Raw genomic sequence first — 20,102 nt, forward strand, 5'->3', positions numbered from 1 at the left:
GCGGTGTTTAAAGGTTGACCGCTTAGCCTATTTTCACTAAGAATGAGGTTAAACCTTCCAGCAAGGGGAAGGTCAAGGAGTGAAAATGAATATCAGCGACGTGGCGAAAAAAACCGGTTTAACCAGCAAGGCGATCCGCTTTTATGAAGAGAAAGGGCTGGTTACTGCACCGATCCGTACCGATAACGGTTATCGCAGCTATAACCCGAAGCATATCGAAGAGCTGACGCTGCTGCGCCAGGCGCGACAGGTGGGTTTTAACCTGGATGAGTGTCGCGAGCTGGTGGCGTTGTTTAACGATCCGGCCCGGCATAGCGCCGATGTGAAAGCGCGCACGCTGCAAAAAGTGGCGGATATTGAAAAACACATCGGTGAGTTGGGCGAGATGCGCCAGCGTCTGCTGGCGCTGGCGAACGAATGCCCGGGCGATGACGGGGCAGAATGCCCGATCATTAATAACCTGGCCGGTTGCTGCCATTATACCGAAGCATCGTAGAAGAGGCCGAACCCCGATTGATAAGGGTTATGCCCATTGATGCCTGACACAACCGTGACCTTTTCTTGCTGAACGAATCGTCTTTTAAAGTGGCTCTCTCCATTGAGAGATCACAACCAAGAGGCGTTTATTATGAATACTTGTCCAGATATCGCAACATTACGCACCATCATCCCGGCTTTTGCAGGCGTTCTGATTGAGGTTACGGCCTATTATTCCGGATGGAGCGGAAATGACAGGCTGCAATCTGGCGGCGGCACTTTTAAGGCTTCAAGCGATTCCGGCCTTATTGATGACGGCGGTATTTATATAAAACCTGACACGCAATGGACATGGGTACGCGTCCTCGACATGAATTCATTCGTCTCGCCGAATATGTTTGGCGCACGTGGCGATGGCGCAACAGACGATACGGTCGCGCTGACGGCGGCCTTTTCGACACCTTACAACACGGTCTGCCAGCAGGGCGCGACCTATATGACGTCTGATACCGTGTGGATCAAAGACGGTACAGATGCCAGGAAGGTGATTAACCTGAATGGCGCGACAATCAAAGCCAAGGCTGGTCATCTGAAACCCTTCTTCGCCAATAAAAGCCCGACAGCAGGAATATATGATTACTTGCATGGCGTAGAAATGTTTGGTGGCAGGCTTTATGGCTGGGTTAAGCGGGAAAGCGTTTATAACCAGGTTTCCTCACATAATGGGTTCGTCGCCGGAAATAAAAGCTATTTCTATCATATGACCGTACGCGGTTTCTGTGATGGTATGGTGTTGATGGGCGAATCTGTTGCCTTCGATGTGAATATTGATGAGTGCCGTGATAATTTACTCGTTGTTAAAAATAATGACAATGTGGTCAGTAACATTACCGGCGGCTATTGTCTTGGTGATGGTATTTTGGTTAAGGGCAGTAAAAATATTGTCACTAAAGTCACTATTGCCGGTGCCGGGATCCCTGCAAGTACTTTTGAACCCGGTTATGTTTCCGGTTCTATTATCGCCTTAGGTCAGGATAAAGAATTAGATGGGTCAACCAGTGATTGTTATGTCATTGATGTCAAATGTGGAACATGGGGCGGCGGCGGTGTCATTGTTGCCGGTGAAAATAATTTTTGTGAAAACATCGAAGCCGGCGACTGTTATTACCTTGAACAGACCAATGCTTCCGCAGTTTTGAATGGTGCACCGGCAGTTTATACTGGTGGAAAAAAACATCGGGTCAATAATGTTACTGTGGGCCACTGTATTCGAGGGATTGAGGTACATTCCGGTTCAGAAGGCACCTTCATTGATAACATTTCCATTGCGTCATGTCGTGTTCATCCGGGGTTAAGTGCATCAGGCGTACAGTCGGATAGCCGCGTCGGAAAAGTAACCTTTGGGCGTCTGATCGGTAATAAGGCTCTAGATATTGATATGAGCGGGCTGGTTATCGATAAAATTACGGTTAATGAATATGCCAGTGCCTTTGGTAACGGTGGAAGCCTCTGCTCCATTGCAAAACCAGCGACAATCGGCAGCTTGGTGTTTAACAGTCCGTCGGCAAACAATATTCTGCCGGTAGTGCTGATGAGTGCTAACGCCTCGATTGAAAATTTGGAGGTGAATAACAGCAAGGCCGTTTGTTTGCAAACTACAGCTGCCGTTACCCTGCTGCCGCAGAATCTGACTATTCAACAAACCTCGGATGCCATCGATTCTGCAGTTAAATTATTTGGTGAGGGAAAATCTCACGTTAAAACCTGGCGTATTAAAGGAAATGCAACGGTTCTGCCGAGTATTCGAGGAACGGACGCACAATTAACCCTCGATCACTACCCTGCGGACAGCCTGCCGTGGAACGTGAAGTATCCGGATAAGTCGAAAGTCATTATTCTCGACTCAACATTGATCTCATAATAAGACAAGCCGGGGGAACCCGGCTTGATTCGTTAATGCGCTTGCTGCGACAGGGCACGGATCACCAGGGTTACGCCCTCGACGGCGATCACTTCCACTTCGGTCCCTATCGCCAGATCTTCACTGGCCTGCGCGCGCCAGCTGCTGTCGCCGATGTTAATGCGGCCCATGCCGTTATGCATGGCTTCGGTCAAGGTAGCGCGGGTGCCGATCAACTGGCGGTTGCGCTGGTTCAGCACCTGGGATCCGCTGGATGCCGCCGCCGGTCGCTGGCGCAGCCAGTACCACCACAGATAGGCCACGACAATGGTCAGTACGGCAAAAATCACCCCCTGCCACTCCCAGGCCAGCTGCGGCAGCAGCCAGACCATCGCGCCGACCACCACCGCCGACACGCCGCTCCATAACAGGTAGCCGCTGGCACCGAGCATCTCGGCCGCCAGCAGCAGCCCGCCGAGCGAAAGCCAGAACCAGTGCGGGTTTGCTGCAATTTGTTCGAGCATGATTACTTGCCTTTGGTGTCTTTCAACAGCTCGGCAATGCCACCGATTGAACCGAGCAGGCTGCTGGCGTCCAGCGGCATCATAATGACTTTACTGTTGTTGGCGGAGCCGATCTTCTGCAGTGCATCGGTGTATTTCTGCGCCACAAAATAGTTCACCGCCTGGATATTGCCGCTGGCGATAGCGTCGGAAACCAACTGAGTGGCCCGCGCTTCCGCTTCTGCGGCACGTTCGCGCGCTTCGGCTTGAAGGAATGCCGATTGGCGTTCGCCCTCGGCTTTCAGGATCTGCGATTGCTTATCCCCTTCGGCGCGCAGAATGGCTGCCTGGCGCACGCCTTCGGCCTCAAGAATATCCGCACGCTTGGTACGTTCGGCCTTCATCTGGGCGTTCATTGAAGCGATCAGTTCGGCAGGCGGGCGCACGTCGCGGATCTCGATACGGGTGATCTTGACGCCCCACGGGTTGGTGGCTTCGTCCACGATATGCAGCAGGCGGCTGTTGATGCTGTCACGTTGCGACAGGATTTCGTCCAGCTCCATTGAGCCGAGCACGGTACGGAAGTTGGTCATGGTCAGGTTGACGATCGCCCGCTCAAGGTTGCTGACCTCGTAAGCGGCGCGCGCCGGATCCACCACCTGGATAAAGCACACCGCATCGATGGCCACGTTGGCATTATCGCGCGAGATGATTTCCTGCGAAGGAATATCCAGCACCTGTTCCATCATATTGATTTTTCTGCCGATGCGATCCATAAAGGGCACGACCAGATTCAAACCGGGCATCAGCGTTTTGGTGTAGCGGCCGAAGCGTTCCACCGTCCATTGGAACCCTTGCGGAACAATTTTGACGCCGGCGAAGACGATGATCAACGCGACGACAATTACAATGGGGATAAGGGTAAACATGGCAAACCTCCTGTCAGACATATGTAAGAAGATTTTACGCCACAGCGGAGGGAAAGCCTAATATCCCCGTCGTTTCAGGAGATAAATCAGTATAGGAAGCGATAACATTCCAAATTGGCATGTTTCCAATAATTTTAATTCATTTCATGACGTTGTCTGTCTTGGCTAGAGTGGGATCGGCCGCTGCGCTTATTTCAAACTTTTGTCATTTCTAATTGCGACTATGCTTTTTGAAGTGACATCTTGCGCCAAGGATCGTTATGGACTCAATCAGTGTCGATGAACTCGCCCAGAAAAAAGATCGCTGGTATCTCATTGTGGAGGAAATGCTGGCTGCGGCCGGTATTACCATCAACGGGAATAATGCATTTGATCTTCAGGTGCACAATCCGGGCTTATTTAAACGCATTTTGCAGGAAGGCTCGCTCGGGTTTGGCGAAAGCTATATGGATGGTTGGTGGGATTGCGACAGGCTGGACGCGCTATTTACCCGCATCCTGCATTTCGGCGTTGATGAACGCCTGCCGAAAAGCCTGACGGACATTACGCGGATCGCCTATGCGCGGCTGTTTAACCGGCAATCGCGCAAGCGCGCCTGGCAGGTGGGGAAGGAGCATTACGACATCGGCAACGATCTGTTTCGTGCGATGCTTGATCCTCATATGCAATATTCCTGCGGTTACTGGAAGGAGGCCGAAACGCTGGAGCAGGCGCAGTTGGCCAAGCTGAAAATGATCTGCGAGAAGTTGCAACTGAAACCGGGCATGTCGCTGCTGGATATCGGCTGCGGCTGGGGTGGGCTGGCACAGTATGCGGCGGAAAATTACGGCGTATCGGTGTACGGCGTGACCATTTCCGCCGAACAGCAAAAGCTGGCTCAGGAGCGCTGCCAGGGGCTGGATGTGGAGATCCTGTTGCAGGATTACCGCGATTTGAACCGCCAGTTTGACCGCATCGTTTCCGTCGGCATGTTTGAACACGTCGGGCCGAAAAACTACGACACCTATTTCAGCGTCGCGGAGCGCAATCTGAAGCCCGATGGCCTGTTCCTGTTGCACACCATTGGTGCCAACCAAACCAATCTCCACGTCGACGCCTGGATTGATAAATATATTTTTCCCAACGGTTGTCTGCCCTCGGTACGTCAAATCGCCGAAGCCAGCGAAAAGCGTTTTGTGATGGAGGATTGGCATAATATCGGTGCCGATTACGATCGCACGCTAATGGCCTGGTATGAGAATTTCAAACGGGCGTGGCCGGCGCTGTCAGAAAATTACTCTGAGCGTTTCGAGCGGATGTTCACTTATTACCTGAATGCCTGCGCCGGTGCGTTCCGTGCGCGCGACATCCAGCTATGGCAAGTGCTGTTCAGCCCGAAAGGCGTTGAAGGCGGGGTTCGGGTCTACCGCTAAATCCCCTTAGTCTTTCCAGCCACATCGTTGTTGGCTGCACGTTCGAACCCTGGTCACTTAGTTATCTAAGCTCCCAGGGATTCTCGCGTTTGCCGCCTAGATGTGACGGGAAATCCATAGGGGATTTTCCCCAAATAACGAAGGGTATACCCTAAATAATTGGAGTTGCGTCAAGGCGGCAAGTTTGTGAGTCCCCAGGAGCTTACTCAAGTAAGTGACTGGGGTGTGTAAACGCAGCCAACACAGATGCAGCTTCAAGTATGACGGGTATTTAGTAGAGCAGAGAATACAACTGACGACGATACTTAGCCGCTAATGCGTCGCCGGTGCCCAGTGCGGCCAGAATATCCATCAGCGTCTTGCGCGCGCTGCCGTTGGCGGCGGCCAGATCTTTCTTCAAGTGCCCCATCAGCAGCTCCAGCGCTTCTTCGTTGCGACCCACCTGATGCAGTTGCAGCGCCAGTTGCACGGCCAAATCGACATTCTCCGGCTGTTGTTGCACCTGTTGTTGCAATAGCTGGATTTCCGGCGTGTCGGCGGCCTGCTTCAGCAATTCAATCTGCGCCACCAGGCCCTGATAACGGGTATCGCGATCCTGTAGCGGGATGGTCGCCAGCACCGTTTCGGCCTCTTCAGTGCGGTTCAGCGCGATCTGGGTTTCCGCCAATGTCAGGCCGATATCACTGCGTTGCTGGCTGGCTTGCCAGGCGTCTTTCAACAGCGGTAGCGCTTCAGCCGCATTGCCTTCAGCCAGCAGATCGGTTGCCTGTGCCAGTTTCAGATCTTCTTCCTTCGGCAGGAAGCGTTGCAGGAATTCGCGAATGACCTCTTCCGGCTGAGGGCCCTGGAAGCCGTCGACCGGTTGGCCGTCTTTGAACAGATAAACCGTAGGGAGGGAGCGCAGCCCGAACTGGGCGGCGATCGCTTGTTCTACGTCGCAGTCCACTTTGGCCAACAAGAACTGACCGGCATATTCCGCCGCCAGCTTATCCAGTACCGGAGTGAGCTGCAGGCAGTGTTGGCTGCGCTCTGACCAGAAGTAGAACAGCACCGGCAGGGACATCGATTGTTCCAGCGTTTGGTGCAGATTTGTTTCGTTAATATCAACAACAGCTTGAGCTAGCATGTAATTTTCTCTCTGATCTTGCGGAGCCATTGGCTTTTAGATGGGGGCGGGGCGGCATTCTTCAACCCCTGCGGCCCAATTAACCGTTGCTGCGCAGCAGCCAGTCCAGGCAGCGGCCGGGCAGTATGCGGCGCAATACGCTCAGCGCGTGCGCCAGCAAGGTCACCGGATAACGCAGCCTGGCGCGCGGGTTTTCCAACGCGTGGCGCAGCTTCGGCAAAATGGCCTCCGGCGGCAGCGTAAAACGTTTGGCGATACCGGGGTTATGCACCGGATTATCGCTCTGCGCCTGGTTCACGTTCTGGGTAAAGTGGGTCGAAATCGGACCGGGTTCAATCAGGCTTACCTGAATGCCGGTGCCGTGCAGCTCCATGCGCAACGCGTCGGACCAGGCTTCCAGCGCAAACTTGCTGGCGGCATAGGCGCCGCGTCCGGCGCTGGAGACCAGCCCCATCACCGAACTGGTTTGAATAATGCGCCCTTCGCCGTGCGGCAGCATCGCCGGCAACAGCAACTGGGTCAACTGATGGGTGCCAAACAGGTTGGTGGAGAATTGCCGCTCCAGCTGTTGACGGGAAATGTTGCTCAGCGGGCCGTAAACGCCGAAGCCGCCATTGTTGAACAGGCCATACAGCCGGCCGCCGGTCAGCGCTATCACCTGTGCCGCCGCGCGTTCGACGCTGTCGCTGTCGTCCAGATCCAGCTCAATGCCTTCCAGCCCCAGTTGACGCATATTTTCCACGTCCTGCGGCTTGCGGCAGGCGGCCAGCACCCGGTAGCCGCGATTACGCAGATCCTGCGCTGCAATCAGTCCTATCCCGCTGGAACAGCCGGTTATCAATACCGCTTTTTGCATAACTTTACCTAGTGTACAACCCTATTTAGTTAGACTCATGTTTTACTAGAGGTTCCAGGCGTTCCGCCATCCAGGTGGCGATAAACGGTTGGGCGTCCTTATTGGGGTGCAATCCGTCATCCTGCATCCATTCCGCTTTGATCACCACCTGTTCCATGTAGAACGGCAGCAGTGGAATGTCGAACTGCCTGGCCAGCTGCGGGTAAATCGCGCTGAAAGCCTCGGTATAGCGGCGGCCATAGTTGGGCGGAATGTGGATTTGCATCAGCAGCGGCTGCGCACCGGCCTGCTGCACCAGAGTAATGATTTGGCTGAGATCGCGTTGCACGTCCTGCGCCGGGAAACCGCGCAGACCGTCGTTGGCGCCCAGTTCGATCAGCACCCAGCGCGGTTGGTGTTGTTTCAGCAGTGCAGGCAGGCGCGCCAGCCCTTGTGCGGCGGTGTCGCCGCTGATACTGGCGTTCACCAACTGCGGATCACCCGGTTTTTTCTGCCATTGGTCGGCCAGCAGTGTCGGCCAGGCCTGCGCCACCGGCAAGCGGTAACCGGCACTTAAACTGTCGCCTAAAATCAATAAGGTATCGGCGGCGACAGCGCGTAAACTGAATAATCCCAACAGCAAAAGGAAGGGAAGATGCCAGCGGAAAACGTTCTTGAAGTTCATCATCTTAGTAAACACGTTGGTCAGGGTGAGCATCAGCTCTCCATCCTTACCGGAGTCGAGCTGGTTGTCAAACCCGCACAGACAATTGCCCTGATTGGCGAATCCGGCTCGGGCAAATCGACACTGCTGGGGATCCTCGCCGGGTTGGACGACGGCAGCGAAGGGGACGTGCATTTGTTGGGGGAATCACTGACAGCACTGGACGAAGAAGGACGCGCGGCCCTGCGCGCCAAAAACGTCGGCTTTGTATTTCAGTCATTCATGCTGGTGCCGACGCTCAACGCGCTGGAGAACGTGCAATTGCCGGCGCTGCTGCGCGGTGAGAGCGACAGGCAGAGCCGCGAGCAGGCGGTTCAGTTGCTGGAGCAGTTGGGGCTGGGCAAAAGGCTAGATCACCTGCCGGCGCAACTTTCCGGCGGCGAGCAGCAGCGGGTCGCGTTGGCGCGTGCGTTCAGCGGCCGGCCGCGGGTGCTGTTTGCCGATGAGCCGACCGGCAACCTCGATCGCCAGACCGGCGAACGCATCGCCGATTTGCTGTTTTCCCTTAACCGCGATTTCTCCACCACCCTGATCCTGGTCACCCATGACGAAACCCTGGCGGCGCGCTGCCAGCGGCGGTTGCGCCTGCGTGAAGGCAAGCTGTGGGAGGAAGCATGATCTGGCGCTGGTTTTGGCGGGAGTGGCGATCGCCGTCACTGCTGATCGTCTGGCTGGCGCTGACGCTGTCGATGGCCTGCGTGCTGGCGCTGGGCAGCATCAGCGATCGCATGGACAAGGGGCTGAGCCAGCAGAGCCGCGATTTCATCGCCGGTGACCGGGTGCTGCGCAGCGCCCGGCCGGTGCCGGAAGGCTGGCTGCTGGATGCGCGGCAGGAAGGGCTGAAAGTGAGCCGCCAGCTGTCGTTTACTACCATGACTTACGCCGGCGACAGACCGCAATTGGCGGACGTGAAAGCCACCGATTTGGCCTATCCGCTGTACGGCAAGCTGGAAACGCGCCCGGCCAACGTCAAGCTTGCGCCGGGGTCGGTGCTGGTGGCGCCGCGTTTGCTGGCGTTGCTGAATGTGAAAGTGGGGGACTCGCTGGACGTGGGCGACACGCGCTTGCGCATTGCCGGCGAAATCCTTCAGGAGCCGGACTCCGGCTTCAATCCGTTCCAGACTGCGCCGCGCATCATGATCAACCTGGCGGATGTGGATAAAACCGGGGCGGTGCAGCCGGGCAGCCGCCTGACTTACCGCTATATGTTCGCCGGCGCCCCGGAGAACGTTCAGCGTTACGAAACGCGTCTGACACCGCAGCTGCAACCCGACCAGCGTTGGTTTGGATTGCAGGAGTCCGGCAGCGCGCTGGGCAAATCGCTGCAACGATCGCAGCAATTCCTGTTGCTGTCGGCGCTGCTGACTCTGCTGCTGTCGATTGCCGCCGTGGCGGTGGCCATGAGTCACTATTGCCGTAGCCGTTACGATCTGATCGCAGTGCTGAAAACGCTGGGTGCCGGCCGCAGCGCCTTGCGCAAGCTGATTGTCGGCCAATGGCTGGCGGTCATTTTGTTGGCGGCGGCGTGCGGCGGCATTATCGGGCTGGGGTTTGAAGCGGTGCTGATCCGGCTGCTGGCGCCGGTGTTACCGGCGGAATTGCCTGCCGCCGGAGCCTGGCCGTGGTTGTGGGCGATCGGCGCGTTGCTGATGATTTCGCTGCTGGTGGGGCTGCGGCCGTACCGACAATTGCTGGCGACCCAGCCGCTGCGGGTGCTGCGCCGCGATGTGGTGGCTAACGTCTGGCCGCTGCGCTATTTCCTGCCGGTGACGGCGGTGATTGTGGTGGCGCTGCTGACCGCATTAATGGGGGCCAGCACGCTGCTGTGGTCGATCCTCGCCGGTATTCTGGTGCTGGCGCTGCTGCTGGGCGCTATCGGCTGGGGCAGCTTGTTGCTGCTGCGCCGCATTACACTGAAGAACCTGGCGCTGCGATTGGCGGTCAATCGCCTGCTGCATCAACCCTGGGTAACGGTCAGCCAACTGGCGGCGTTTTCGCTGTCGTTTATGCTGCTGGCGTTGTTGCTGGTGCTGCGTGGCGATCTGCTCGAGCGCTGGCAGCAGCAACTGCCGCCGGACAGCCCGAACTACTTCCTGCTGAACCTGACCGAAGCGCAGGTACCGCAGGTGAAAACCTTCCTGCAGCAGCATCAGGTCAAGCCGGAAACCTATTATCCGATTGTGCGCGTGCGCCTGACCGAGATTAATCAGCAGGTGGCGACCGAGCGGGTGCATGAGGACGACCCGGGCGGCGAGGCAGTTAACCGTGAGCTGAACCTGACCTGGCTGGAGAACTTGCCGGCGCACAATCCGCTACTGGCGGGCAGTTGGCCACCGAAGGCCGGTGAGGTGTCGATGGATCAGGGCATTGCCGGGCGGCTCAAGATTAAACTGGGCGACACGCTGACCTTCAGCGGCGATACCCAGTCGTTCAGCGCCAGGGTCACCAGCCTGCGGCAGGTGGATTGGGAAAGCCTGAAGCCGAACTTTTACTTCATCTTCCCGCCGGGTGCGCTGGACGGTCAACCGCAGACCTGGCTTACCAGTTTCCGCTATGACGGGGACGGCCAGATGCTGACCCAGCTCAACCGGCAATTCCCGACGCTCAGCCTGCTGGACATCGGATCAATCCTGAAACAGGTCGGTGGGGTGCTGCAACAGGTCAGCCGCGCACTGGAGGTGATGGTAGTGCTGGTGGTGCTTTGCGGTGGCTTGTTGCTGATGGCGCAGGTGCAGGTGGGTATGCGGCAACGGCGCCAGGAACTGGTGGTGTACCGTACCCTGGGGGCCGGCAAGCGCCTGTTGCGCAGCACGCTGTGGTGCGAGTTTGCGCTGCTGGGGCTGGTGGCAGGGATAGCCGCTGCGGTGGGGGCGGAAGCGGCACTGTGGCTATTGCAAAGCCAGGTATTCGACTTCCCGTGGGCACCAACGCCGGTGCTGTGGTGGGCGTTGCCGTTGCTCAGTGCGCTGCTGTTGTCGCTGTGTGGCGGTTGGCTGGGCGTACGGTTGCTGCGCGGCCAGGCATTGTTCCGCAGTTACGACGGTTAAACCGCTGCATAGTCGGCCCGGCCCTCTGTTATTGGGGGCCGGGCCGATACCTTTGCTATTGAAAACCCACAGATTTCCTTTCCAGACTATCTGCCTGAAAGCGCCTTTTCCTCTTCTGCATCGATCCGTCGTTGAGTATTTGACTCAAGTGAAATCGCTTACAAATAAATGACTCTCCTTCAAGATTAATAACGAAGTCTGATAAGGGAGGTTTTTTATCTTGAGAGTATCAGTAAGTGATGTGAATTTTTTTGTAAATTTAATCAATAATATATGTTTGATTTAGTGTGTTGATTTATGGGTTTGTAAAAATAAAAATAATGTAACCGTTTCCACTAATGTGATCTCACTCACTTACCTCCCGCGGATTGCCTCCTATCATGACGGTTAACTGATTCAACGCTATCTATTGGAGGCTGTATGAGTGTTACCGCCAAAATTGCGTCGGCTGAGAAAAGCCAGACGAATGCCGGTATGACTTTTTTCGTCTGTTTTCTGGCCGCGCTAGCCGGGCTGTTGTTTGGCCTGGATATCGGCGTGATTGCGGGCGCTTTGCCGTTTATTGCCGGCTCTTTTCACATCACCAGTTCCCAACAGGAGTGGGTGGTCAGCTCGATGATGTTCGGCGCGGCGGTCGGCGCCGTGGGCAGCGGTTGGATGAATTTCCGCATCGGGCGCAAATACAGCCTGATGATCGGCGCGATCCTGTTCGTGGCAGGGTCGTTGTGTTCCGCAGCGGCACCCAATGTGGACATATTGATACTCTCGCGCATTCTGCTGGGGCTGGCGGTGGGCATCGCTTCCTATACCGCGCCGATTTACCTGTCTGAAATCGCGCCGGAGAAAATTCGCGGCAGCATGATTTCGATGTATCAATTGATGATCACCATCGGGATTTTGGCCGCCTACCTGTCTGATACCGCGTTCAGTTACACCGGCGCCTGGCGCTGGATGCTGGGGGTTATCACCATTCCGGCCGGCTTGCTGCTGATTGGCGTGTTCTTCCTGCCGGACAGCCCGCGCTGGCTGGCCTCGCGCAATCGCCATGAACAGGCGCGTCAGGTGCTGGAAAAGCTGCGCGACAGCAGCGCCCAGGCACAGCATGAACTAAACGAAATCCGTGAAAGCCTCAAGCTGAAGCAGAGCGGCTGGGCGCTGTTCAAGGACAATAAAAACTTCCGCCGCGCCGTTTTCCTCGGCATCTTGTTGCAGGTAATGCAGCAGTTTACCGGCATGAACGTCACCATGTATTACGCGCCGAAGATTTTTGGCCTGGCGGGTTTTGCCAGTACCGAACAGCAGATGTGGGGAACGGTGATCGTCGGGCTGGTTAACGTGCTGGCGACCTTTATCGCCATTGGGTTGGTGGATCGCTGGGGCCGCAAACCGACGCTGATCCTCGGTTTTATCGTGATGGCGGTGGGCATGGGGGCGTTGGGAACCATGATGAGCATCGGCATGAGCTCGCCGGCGACGCAATATTTCGCCGTTATCATGTTGTTGATGTTTATTGTCGGTTTCGCCATGAGCGCCGGCCCGTTGATTTGGGTACTGTGTTCAGAGATCCAGCCGCTGAAAGGCCGTGATTTTGGCATCACCTGTTCCACCGCCACCAACTGGATCGCCAACATGATCGTCGGCGCGACCTTCCTGACCATGCTCAATTCGCTGGGCAGCGCCTATACCTTTTGGGTCTACGCGGCGCTCAACGTGGCGTTTATCTTTATTACGCTGGCGTTGATCCCGGAAACCAAAAATATCTCTCTGGAACATATCGAACGCAATCTGATGGCCGGCAAGCCATTACGCAAAATCGGTACGCGCTAGTCTGCTGGCTGCGCGCATGAAACAGGCTTATGCGTCGGGTGCTAGCGCCCGATGCTGATGAAAGGGGAGCATGATGGCGATTTTAGTGACCGGCGGTGCCGGATACATAGGTTCACATACGGTACTGGCGCTGCTGGAGCGCGGTGAAGAGGTGGTGGTGTTGGATAATTTGATCAACGCCTCCGAAGAGTCCTTGCGCCGTGCAGAGCAACTGACCGGTAAAGCGGCGGTGTTCTACCAAGGGGATGTGCGGGACGCGGCGTGTCTGAGCCGGATCTTCGGCGAGCACAAGATCGCTTCGGTGATCCATTTCGCCGGCCTGAAAGCGGTGGGAGAATCCACCCGCAAACCGCTGGAGTACTACCAGAACAACGTAGCGGGCACGTTGGTATTGCTGGAAGCCATGCGCGACGCCGGGGTTCATCAGTTTATCTTCAGCTCTTCGGCGACAGTGTATGGTGAAGATGCGCCGGTGCCTTACCGGGAAGATATGCCAATCGGCGGCACGACCAGCCCTTACGGCACCTCCAAGTGGATGGTGGAGCAGATCCTGCAGGATTTCGCCAAGGCCGAGCCGGCCTTTTCCATTGTTTCTCTGCGCTACTTCAACCCGGTAGGCGCCCATGAGTCAGGATTGATGGGGGAAGACCCCAGCGGGATCCCGAATAACCTGTTGCCTTATATTGCTCAGGTGGCCGTCGGTAAGCGGGAGCACCTGAGTATATTCGGCGGTGATTATCCCACCAAAGACGGAACCGGCGTGCGCGATTATATTCACGTGATGGATCTGGCGCAGGGCCACCTGGCAGCGATGGATCACCTAAAGCAGATCGCCGGTTTTAAAGCTTATAACCTGGGATCCGGGGTAGGGCATTCGGTGCTGGAGATGGTGCATGCGTTTGAAAAAGCCGCCGGCGTTGCCGTGCCGTATCAGATCTTACCGCGCCGTGCCGGGGATTTGCCCGCTTTCTGGGCCGATGTCAGTTTGGCTAAACAGGAGCTGGGCTGGGAAGTGCAGCGTGGGATCGATGCGATGATGCGCGATACCTGGAACTGGCAAAGCAAAAATCCGCAAGGCTATCGGCGCTAAGGCTCCCTAAGCAACAGAAAAAGGGTTCAGTTATCGGTGAACTGAACCCTCTGTTTTAGTGCGGCGTAAACCCCTGGAGCCGCTTTTTTACGCCCCTATCCGGTCGCTTTGGTATTCGGGCTTCAGACAGTGTTCTTCCCTGACGGGAATTAATTGATCGCGGAGATGTTTGAAATACGGACAGACATGCAGTTGACGTAATGGGATTTTTTTCCCACTTCCATTTCCATGAATTATTACTTTTTATTAATGTATTTTTATTATTGGTTTTTGATGGTTTGCAACTTTTTCATAATACCTGCTACCTTTATTAAATAATAATTAACGCAATGGGTAAGTTATTATGAATAACACTCAGTCTAGCTATGCTCGTGCAATTGATTTTCATCCATCAGAACCCGAACGTCTAAAGTTTCTTGCGCAATCAATAGACCCATACAGCTATAAAATCCTTGAAAAAATACCCGTTGATAAAAATTGGCGTTGTCTGGATATTGGTACAGGTTCAGGGAGTTTTGCTGAGAAGTTATCCAGGTGTTGTCCTGAGGGGGAGGTTATAGGAACGGACCTGGATCTAACAAATTTGCCGGAGGGATATTCATTTCGCGCGATAGAACATAACGTCATTACGGATACCTTTGAACCGGAAAGTTTCGACTTAATTCATGCCCGATGGTTATTGTGTCATCTCAATGAGCGCGAACAAGTCTTGCCCAAGATAGTCTCTTGGCTAAAACCCAATGGATGGATATTTATTGAAGAAGCCCATCCCTTTCCCATTGAGTCTTCTCAAAATCATCAGTATCGGCAGGTTGCTATGGGGGTTTGGGAGGTTGTCGCCAACGCCATCGGGACCAGTGCCGACTGGGGGCGTTCTCTTCCCGCGCCGTTGACGGCTCTGGGGATGCGGAATGTCCGTATCGATCTTTGCACACCCACGGTTGGCGATACGGCGATGGGAAGATTTATGGCCGCGACCATTCGCCTTTTTGCTAAAGATATCTCTGCAATTAAAAATAACAGCCTCAATGAAATAGAAGAAATCGCCAAACGTGTCGAGTCGGCAGGGTTTTATGATTTTGGTTATGCCAATATTTCGGCTTGGGGCCAACGGTAATTTGTCTCCTCCGTTATTATTACCTGTGGTGATTAATGTGATTGTATTTTCATAGAGGGAATTAACTGTATTCAGACGAGTTTTTATCACGTGATTTGTGAACTGTCTGAATATAAGAGCAACAGGGATGGCACCACAGAAAAAGGGTTCAGTTATCGGTGTGAACTGAACCCTTTATTTTGCGCGGCGTAAAACCTTAAGCCAGCTTTTGCCCTGCCCAGGCCAGGCCGCTCTGGTATTCGGCCGGCAACAGCGGCGCCAGTGCCTGCAACGCCTGTTGCAGCACGGCGGCGCTCGGGTCGTTCAGGTTGAGATGGCCGACCTTGCGGCCTTCGCGCACTTCTTTCTCATACCAGTGCAAATGCACCAACGGCAGCGCCAGCCACTGTTGATTCACGGCGGTGCCGATCAGATTGACCATCACCGACGGCGTGCTTACCACAGGTTTTGGCAGCGGCAGGGCGAGAATGGCGCGCAGGTGCAGTTCGAACTGGCTGATGGAAGCGCCGTTTTGCGTCCAGTGGCCGCTGTTGTGCACCCGTGGTGCCAGCTCGTTAATCAGCAGGCTGTCGCCAACGATAAAGCATTCCATCGCCATCACGCCGACGTAGTTCAGCTCGTCGAGGATCGCCGCCAGCATCTGCTCAGCTTGCCGTTGCAGGGCGGGGTCAGGCTGCGGCAGCGCCACGCTGGTGCGCAGAATGCCTTCTTCATGCAGGTTATGGGTCAGCGGATAGAACACCGACTTGCCGTCGTGCCCGCGTGCGCCCACCAGCGAAACCTCGCCGGAGAAGTTAATCCCCTGCTCGACGATGCACTCGCCGTAGGCATCAGCCGGCAGTTCCGCTTCCTGGCCCGGGCGCAAGCGCCATTGGCCGCGGCCGTCGTAACCGCCAACGCGACGTTTGACGATCGCCAGTTCGCCGAGGGTGGCGAACACCTGCGGCCACTCGGCGGCATCGGCCAGCAATTGCCACGGCGCGGTGGCCAGCCCGAGCTGATCGAGCAGCTGTTTTTGCGTCAGGCGGTCCGCCAGACGGGGGAAAATATCGCGATTGACGAAGCTGTTGTGGGTCGCCAGTTCACGCGTCAGCGCGGTTTCCGGCCAGCGTTCGATTTCGGCGGTGATCACGCTGTTTTGATAGGGCACTGCTTCCGGCTCGGCGTCGATGCCGACCGGGTAAACGGCGATGCCCAGCGGTTCACCGGCCTGGCGCAGCATGCGGCCCAGTTGGCCGTTGCCCAGTACGCAAACCGGCTTCATGCTTCCTCCCGCGGATCCGGGTTGTTCAGCACCTCTTCGGTCTGCGCCTGGCGCCAGTCGGCCAGACGTTGTGCCAGCGCGATGTCGTGCAGCGCCAGAATTTGCGCCGCCAGCAGCGCGGCGTTGGCCGCACCGGCTTTGCCGATCGCCAGGGTGCCGACCGGAATGCCGCGCGGCATTTGCACGATGGAATACAGGCTGTCTACACCGCTCAGCGCGGCGCTTTGTACCGGAACACCCAGCACCGGAACCAGCGTTTTCGCCGCCAGCATGCCCGGCAGGTGCGCAGCACCGCCCGCACCGGCAATGATCACGTCAAAGCCATTGGCGCCGGCCTGTTCGGCGAAGCTGAACAGCTTGTCTGGCGTGCGATGAGCGGAAACGACTTCGACATGGAACGGGACATCGAGTTGGGTCAGGATTTCGGCCGCGAACTGCATGGTGGCCCAGTCACTTTTCGATCCCATTACAATTGCGATTTTAACCCCAGCGTTGGTGGCTGAAGCGGCGTTGGCTCCCATGGGTGTAAGGCTCCTGTAAGTGTACAAACGACGGCCGGTTGCCTGCGGCGGGAGGCCGAATGAGGGCGCAGATCATACCATGAGCGCACGGCGAGGAAAACGGTTGCGTCGCCGGTTTTCACCGTCGAAAACGCGAATTTTATTACTCGCGTGGCAAGTCAGGGGGTTAGAAAGGGAATTGGATCAGTTCGACGGCGTCGGCGCTGACTTTGATCATCGAACCTTCAGTGTGCCAGGCGCCCAGCACCACGCGGTGGGCCTTGCCGTTGCTCAGTTCCAGCTCATGCACCGCCGGGCGGTGGGTATGGCCGTGGATCATCCAGTGCAGGTTATGGCTCAGCATCGTCTGCTCAACCGCCTGCGGGTTGACGTCCATAATGGCTTGCGATTTGCCCTGATTGCTCTGCCGGCTGCGCGTGCGCATCCTGGCGGCGATCTTCAGGCGCCAGCGCAGTGGCATGGCCAAAAACAGCTTCTGGATTAACGGATTGTGCACCTTGCGGCGGAACCGCTGGTAGGCCTGATCGTCGGTACACAGCGTGTCGCCATGCAGGATCAGGATTTTGCGGCCGTACAGCTCCAGCACTTTCTCTTCCGGCAGCAGCTGCATGCCGCTGGCGCGGGCAAAGCGCTTGCCAAGCAGGAAATCGCGGTTGCCGTGGACAAAGTAGCAGGGCACGCCGGCTTGTTGCAGTGTCTTCAGCGCGGCGGCAATCTCCGCGTGCAGCGGCTCGGGATCGTCATCGCCGATCCAGGCTTCGAACAGATCGCCAAGAATGTACAGCGCTTCGGCGTGGATCGCATCGTGCCGCAAAAAACGCAGAAAACCGGCAGTGATTGCCGGTTCCTGTGCGCATAAGTGCAGATCCGCGATGAACAGCGTGTTCATGCAGCCGCGATTACTCGCCGACGGTAACGCTGGTGACGATCACGTCTTCTACCGGAACGTCCTGGTGCATGCCGCTGCGGCCAGTTTTCACGGCTTTGATCTTGTTGACCACGTCCATGCCTTCAACCACTTCGGCAAATACGCAGTAACCCCAGCCTTGCGCGTTCTCGGCGCGGAAGTTCAGGAAGTCGTTGTCAGCCACGTTGATGAAGAACTGAGCGGTAGCGGAGTGCGGATCGTTGGTACGCGCCATCGCCAGGGTGCCTACGGTGTTTTTCAGACCGTTGTTGGCTTCGTTCTTGATGGTCGCTTTGGTGTCTTTCTGGTTCATGCCTGGCTCAAAACCGCCGCCCTGAATCATGAAACCATTGATAACACGGTGGAAGATAGTGTTGTCGTAGAAACCTGCACGGCAGTAATTCAGGAAGTTTTCAACGGTAACCGGCGCTTTGTCAGCAAAGGTGTTGATAACGATGTCGCCGTGATTAGTGTGGAAAGTAACCATAGTTTTAGTCCTAACAAGATGAAGTGAGACGTCACGTAGAGCGAGTGAACATTCAGACCGACCTTATAACATATCTCCTTTAACGAGTCAGCAGCGGCTAAACCGCGCAGGCTCAGTGGTAAAACGGGTGTTGTTATATTATAACAAAGGCGACGGGCATTAATTTATACCTCTAGCTTGCAAGATGGCGGGGATATCACCGATTTGCGCCACCCGGCGCAGCAAAGCGCGGGCTTAACCTTGCATTAGATCAGGCTTCGGGTTTCAATACGTTGCTGGATGAACAGCCCAATTATCATTTTTGTTATCACGCACACCACGGAATGTCCCGATGCTAAAGATTTTTAATACCCTGAGTCGTCAAAAAGAGGAATTCAAACCCATTCATGCCGGTAAAGTGGGCATGTACGTGTGCGGGGTAACCATCTATGACCTGTGTCATATCGGCCACGGGCGTACCTTTGTCGCTTTCGACGTGGTGGCGCGTTACCTGCGTTATCTCGGCTATTCGCTGAACTATGTGCGCAATGTGACCGACGTTGACGACAAAATTATCCGCCGCGCGACAGAAAACGGCGAAAGCTGCGATCAACTGACCGCACGCATGCTGGCGGAGATGCACGCGGACTTCGATTCGCTGCTGATCGAACGCCCGGATCAAGAGCCGCGAGCCACCCAGCATATCGCCGAGATCATCGAGATCACCCAACGCCTGATCGATCGCGATCACGCCTATGTAGCCAGCAATGGCGACGTGATGTTCTCGATTGACAGCGATCCGCAATACGGCCTGCTGTCGCGCCAGGATCTGGATCAGTTGCAGGCCGGCGCGCGCGTTGAGATTGACGACGTGAAGCGCAACCCGATGGACTTCGTGCTGTGGAAGATGTCCAAACCGGGCGAACCTAGCTGGGAATCGCCGTGGGGCGCGGGCCGTCCGGGCTGGCACATTGAATGTTCCGCCATGAACTGCAAGCAGCTCGGCACCCATTTCGACATCCACGGCGGCGGTTCGGATCTGATGTTCCCGCATCACGAAAACGAGATTGCCCAGTCCAGCTGCGCCCACGACGGCCCGTACGTCAACTACTGGATGCACTCCGGCATGGTGATGATCGACCGCGAGAAGATGTCGAAATCGCTGGATAACTTCTTCACTATCCGCGACGTGCTCGGCCATTACGATGCCGAGACGGTGCGTTACTTCCTGATGTCCGGCCACTATCGCAGCCAGCTGAACTACAGCGAAGAGAACCTCAAGCAGGCGCGCACCGCGCTGGAGCGTTTGTACACCGCACTGCGCGGCACCGACGCCAACGCGCAACCGGCCGGCGGCGAAGCCTTCGAAGCCCGCTTCCGTGAAGCGATGGACGACGATTTCAACACCCCGGAAGCCTACTCGGCGCTGTTCGATCTGGCGCGTGATGTTAACCGCCTGAAAGGCGAAGACATGGCGGCGGCCAACGGGCTGGCGGCGGAACTGCGCAAGCTGGCGAAGGTGCTGGGCCTGCTGCAACAGGAGCCGGAACAGTTCCTGCAAAGCGGCGCACAGGCTGACGACGGTGAAGTGGCGGAGATCGAGGCGTTAATCAAACAGCGTAACGACGCGCGTAAAGCCAAAGACTGGGCGTTGGCGGATGCCGCTCGCGATCGGTTGAACGAGATGAATATCGTGCTGGAAGACGGCCCGCAGGGGACCACCTGGCGCCGTAAGTAACAGACGCAGGCCGTGACTAGTCCTGGCATAGGTTGACACTTTTATGCCTGTAAAACGCCTGATGCACTGCATCGGGCGTTTTGTATTTTAGTGACTGGTGAGGCCGCTCTCTGTTGTAAATTTCTATCGATTCCCTCACCATCTTTCTTGCCTGCTCCAGATCTGCCGGGCGTGATAGCAAAAACTCCGTCTTCAGTATCCCGTTCACCCTTTCCGCCA

19 protein-coding genes are annotated in these 20,102 nt (G+C 56.1%); 9 read left to right on the top strand and 10 right to left on the bottom strand.

The window, feature by feature from the left end; all coding sequences use genetic code 11:
* Positions 1 to 85 precede the first annotated feature (85 nt).
* Both cueR and D4100_RS17385 read left to right on the top strand, forming a co-directional pair.
* Entirely contained in the window at positions 86 to 496 is a 411-nt protein-coding gene (cueR, locus tag D4100_RS17380) for a Cu(I)-responsive transcriptional regulator (protein WP_006322317.1), read from the top strand.
* Between the two features lie 132 nt (positions 497 to 628).
* The gene (locus tag D4100_RS17385) at positions 629 to 2,398 is read left to right on the top strand and encodes a hypothetical protein (RefSeq protein WP_119804858.1); all 1,770 of its coding nucleotides are present in this window, start codon (positions 629 to 631) and stop codon (positions 2,396 to 2,398) included.
* A 32-nt stretch (positions 2,399 to 2,430) separates the two neighbouring features.
* Here D4100_RS17385 and D4100_RS17390 read toward each other — a convergent pair whose 3' ends face one another.
* Together D4100_RS17390 and D4100_RS17395 are read right to left on the bottom strand one after the other, a co-directional pair.
* The gene (locus tag D4100_RS17390) at positions 2,431 to 2,901 is read right to left on the bottom strand and encodes an NfeD family protein (RefSeq protein WP_006322319.1); all 471 of its coding nucleotides are present in this window, start codon (positions 2,899 to 2,901) and stop codon (positions 2,431 to 2,433) included.
* Positions 2,902 to 2,903: 2 nt separating this feature from the next.
* Positions 2,904 to 3,809 carry an SPFH domain-containing protein gene (locus D4100_RS17395; protein ID WP_004949405.1) on the bottom strand — a complete coding sequence of 302 codons (906 nt, stop codon included), beginning with the start codon at positions 3,807 to 3,809 and terminating at the stop codon, positions 2,904 to 2,906.
* A gap of 260 nt (positions 3,810 to 4,069) precedes the next feature.
* Between D4100_RS17395 and cfa the strand changes: the two genes are divergently transcribed.
* Positions 4,070 to 5,221 (top strand): cyclopropane fatty acyl phospholipid synthase, encoded by a 1,152-nt coding sequence (gene cfa / locus D4100_RS17400; protein ID WP_006322320.1) that lies wholly within the window; start codon positions 4,070 to 4,072, stop codon positions 5,219 to 5,221.
* 271 nt (positions 5,222 to 5,492) lie between these two features.
* Here the strand turns inward: cfa and D4100_RS17405 are convergent, their stop codons facing one another.
* The 3 genes from D4100_RS17405 to tesA form a co-directional block, all read right to left on the bottom strand.
* Positions 5,493 to 6,347, bottom strand: a complete 855-nt coding sequence (locus tag D4100_RS17405) for a co-chaperone YbbN (protein WP_006322321.1) — start codon at positions 6,345 to 6,347, stop codon at positions 5,493 to 5,495.
* A gap of 79 nt (positions 6,348 to 6,426) precedes the next feature.
* Positions 6,427 to 7,203 carry an SDR family oxidoreductase gene (locus tag D4100_RS17410; RefSeq protein ID WP_119804859.1) on the bottom strand — a complete coding sequence of 259 codons (777 nt, stop codon included), beginning with the start codon at positions 7,201 to 7,203 and terminating at the stop codon, positions 6,427 to 6,429.
* Positions 7,204 to 7,228: 25 nt separating this feature from the next.
* Positions 7,229 to 7,867 carry a multifunctional acyl-CoA thioesterase I/protease I/lysophospholipase L1 gene (gene tesA, locus D4100_RS17415; protein WP_167669659.1) on the bottom strand — a complete coding sequence of 213 codons (639 nt, stop codon included), beginning with the start codon at positions 7,865 to 7,867 and terminating at the stop codon, positions 7,229 to 7,231.
* On the opposite strand from tesA, the gene ybbA reads away from it, so the two are divergent.
* The 5 genes from ybbA to D4100_RS17440 all read left to right on the top strand — a co-directional run bounded on the left by ybbA (position 7,838) and on the right by D4100_RS17440 (position 14,987).
* A complete protein-coding gene (gene ybbA / locus D4100_RS17420) occupies positions 7,838 to 8,524 on the top strand; it encodes a putative ABC transporter ATP-binding protein YbbA (protein ID WP_004949414.1) in 687 nt (228 codons plus the stop codon). The genes tesA and ybbA overlap by 30 nt on opposite strands.
* Positions 8,521 to 10,953 carry a putative ABC transporter permease subunit YbbP gene (gene ybbP / locus D4100_RS17425; RefSeq protein ID WP_119804860.1) on the top strand — a complete coding sequence of 811 codons (2,433 nt, stop codon included), beginning with the start codon at positions 8,521 to 8,523 and terminating at the stop codon, positions 10,951 to 10,953. Before ybbA ends, ybbP begins: the two co-directional genes overlap by 4 nt.
* 420 nt (positions 10,954 to 11,373) lie before the next feature.
* The gene (locus tag D4100_RS17430) at positions 11,374 to 12,780 is read left to right on the top strand and encodes a sugar porter family MFS transporter (protein ID WP_119804861.1); all 1,407 of its coding nucleotides are present in this window, start codon (positions 11,374 to 11,376) and stop codon (positions 12,778 to 12,780) included.
* 73 nt (positions 12,781 to 12,853) lie between these two features.
* Positions 12,854 to 13,870 carry a UDP-glucose 4-epimerase GalE gene (galE, locus tag D4100_RS17435; RefSeq protein ID WP_119804862.1) on the top strand — a complete coding sequence of 339 codons (1,017 nt, stop codon included), beginning with the start codon at positions 12,854 to 12,856 and terminating at the stop codon, positions 13,868 to 13,870.
* Positions 13,871 to 14,213: 343 nt separating this feature from the next.
* Positions 14,214 to 14,987: a class I SAM-dependent methyltransferase gene (locus tag D4100_RS17440; RefSeq protein ID WP_119804863.1), complete on the top strand. Its 774-nt coding sequence runs from the start codon at positions 14,214 to 14,216 to the stop codon at positions 14,985 to 14,987.
* Between the two features lie 196 nt (positions 14,988 to 15,183).
* Here D4100_RS17440 and purK read toward each other — a convergent pair whose 3' ends face one another.
* The 4 genes from purK to ppiB all read right to left on the bottom strand — a co-directional run bounded on the left by purK (position 15,184) and on the right by ppiB (position 18,166).
* Positions 15,184 to 16,251, bottom strand: coding sequence for a 5-(carboxyamino)imidazole ribonucleotide synthase (purK, locus tag D4100_RS17445; RefSeq protein ID WP_006322335.1), 1,068 nt, complete (start codon positions 16,249 to 16,251; stop codon positions 15,184 to 15,186).
* Positions 16,248 to 16,772, bottom strand: coding sequence for a 5-(carboxyamino)imidazole ribonucleotide mutase (purE, locus tag D4100_RS17450; protein WP_006322337.1), 525 nt, complete (start codon positions 16,770 to 16,772; stop codon positions 16,248 to 16,250). The genes purK and purE overlap by 4 nt, the downstream gene beginning before the upstream one ends.
* 166 nt (positions 16,773 to 16,938) lie before the next feature.
* A complete protein-coding gene (gene lpxH / locus D4100_RS17455; RefSeq protein WP_006322338.1) occupies positions 16,939 to 17,661 on the bottom strand; it encodes a UDP-2,3-diacylglucosamine diphosphatase in 723 nt (240 codons plus the stop codon).
* A 10-nt stretch (positions 17,662 to 17,671) separates the two neighbouring features.
* Positions 17,672 to 18,166, bottom strand: a complete 495-nt coding sequence (gene ppiB / locus D4100_RS17460; protein WP_006322339.1) for a peptidylprolyl isomerase B — start codon at positions 18,164 to 18,166, stop codon at positions 17,672 to 17,674.
* 331 nt (positions 18,167 to 18,497) lie between these two features.
* On the opposite strand from ppiB, the gene cysS reads away from it, so the two are divergent.
* On the top strand, positions 18,498 to 19,883 hold the full coding sequence (gene cysS, locus D4100_RS17465; protein WP_119804864.1) for a cysteine--tRNA ligase: 1,386 nt from the start codon (positions 18,498 to 18,500) through the stop codon (positions 19,881 to 19,883).
* A gap of 16 nt (positions 19,884 to 19,899) precedes the next feature.
* Here cysS and D4100_RS17470 read toward each other — a convergent pair.
* The coding region (locus tag D4100_RS17470; protein ID WP_147417757.1) for an integrase core domain-containing protein at positions 19,900 to 20,102 on the bottom strand (203 nt) is incomplete at its 5' end.

This window comes from Serratia inhibens, from assembly GCF_003591175.1.
Classification (GTDB): Bacteria; Pseudomonadota; Gammaproteobacteria; order Enterobacterales; family Enterobacteriaceae; genus Serratia; species Serratia inhibens.

Bases quoted from the DNA above. Each gene is read 5' to 3' on its own strand.
- tesA (WP_167669659.1), bottom strand. From the start codon at position 7,867: ATGAACTTCAAGAACGTTTTCCGCTGGCATCTTCCCTTCCTTTTGCTG.
- D4100_RS17390 (WP_006322319.1), bottom strand. From the start codon at position 2,901: ATGCTCGAACAAATTGCAGCAAACCCGCACTGGTTCTGGCTTTCGCTC.
- D4100_RS17385 (WP_119804858.1), top strand. From the start codon at position 629: ATGAATACTTGTCCAGATATCGCAACATTACGCACCATCATCCCGGCT.
- D4100_RS17395 (WP_004949405.1), bottom strand. From the start codon at position 3,809: ATGTTTACCCTTATCCCCATTGTAATTGTCGTCGCGTTGATCATCGTC.
- D4100_RS17440 (WP_119804863.1), top strand. From the start codon at position 14,214: ATGAATAACACTCAGTCTAGCTATGCTCGTGCAATTGATTTTCATCCA.
- D4100_RS17430 (WP_119804861.1), top strand. From the start codon at position 11,374: ATGAGTGTTACCGCCAAAATTGCGTCGGCTGAGAAAAGCCAGACGAAT.
- ybbP (WP_119804860.1), top strand. From the start codon at position 8,521: ATGATCTGGCGCTGGTTTTGGCGGGAGTGGCGATCGCCGTCACTGCTG.
- lpxH (WP_006322338.1), bottom strand. From the start codon at position 17,661: ATGAACACGCTGTTCATCGCGGATCTGCACTTATGCGCACAGGAACCG.
- ybbA (WP_004949414.1), top strand. From the start codon at position 7,838: ATGCCAGCGGAAAACGTTCTTGAAGTTCATCATCTTAGTAAACACGTT.
- D4100_RS17405 (WP_006322321.1), bottom strand. From the start codon at position 6,347: ATGCTAGCTCAAGCTGTTGTTGATATTAACGAAACAAATCTGCACCAA.
- purK (WP_006322335.1), bottom strand. From the start codon at position 16,251: ATGAAGCCGGTTTGCGTACTGGGCAACGGCCAACTGGGCCGCATGCTG.
- D4100_RS17410 (WP_119804859.1), bottom strand. From the start codon at position 7,203: ATGCAAAAAGCGGTATTGATAACCGGCTGTTCCAGCGGGATAGGACTG.
- purE (WP_006322337.1), bottom strand. From the start codon at position 16,772: ATGGGAGCCAACGCCGCTTCAGCCACCAACGCTGGGGTTAAAATCGCA.
- cfa (WP_006322320.1), top strand. From the start codon at position 4,070: ATGGACTCAATCAGTGTCGATGAACTCGCCCAGAAAAAAGATCGCTGG.
- ppiB (WP_006322339.1), bottom strand. From the start codon at position 18,166: ATGGTTACTTTCCACACTAATCACGGCGACATCGTTATCAACACCTTT.
- cueR (WP_006322317.1), top strand. From the start codon at position 86: ATGAATATCAGCGACGTGGCGAAAAAAACCGGTTTAACCAGCAAGGCG.
- cysS (WP_119804864.1), top strand. From the start codon at position 18,498: ATGCTAAAGATTTTTAATACCCTGAGTCGTCAAAAAGAGGAATTCAAA.
- galE (WP_119804862.1), top strand. From the start codon at position 12,854: ATGGCGATTTTAGTGACCGGCGGTGCCGGATACATAGGTTCACATACG.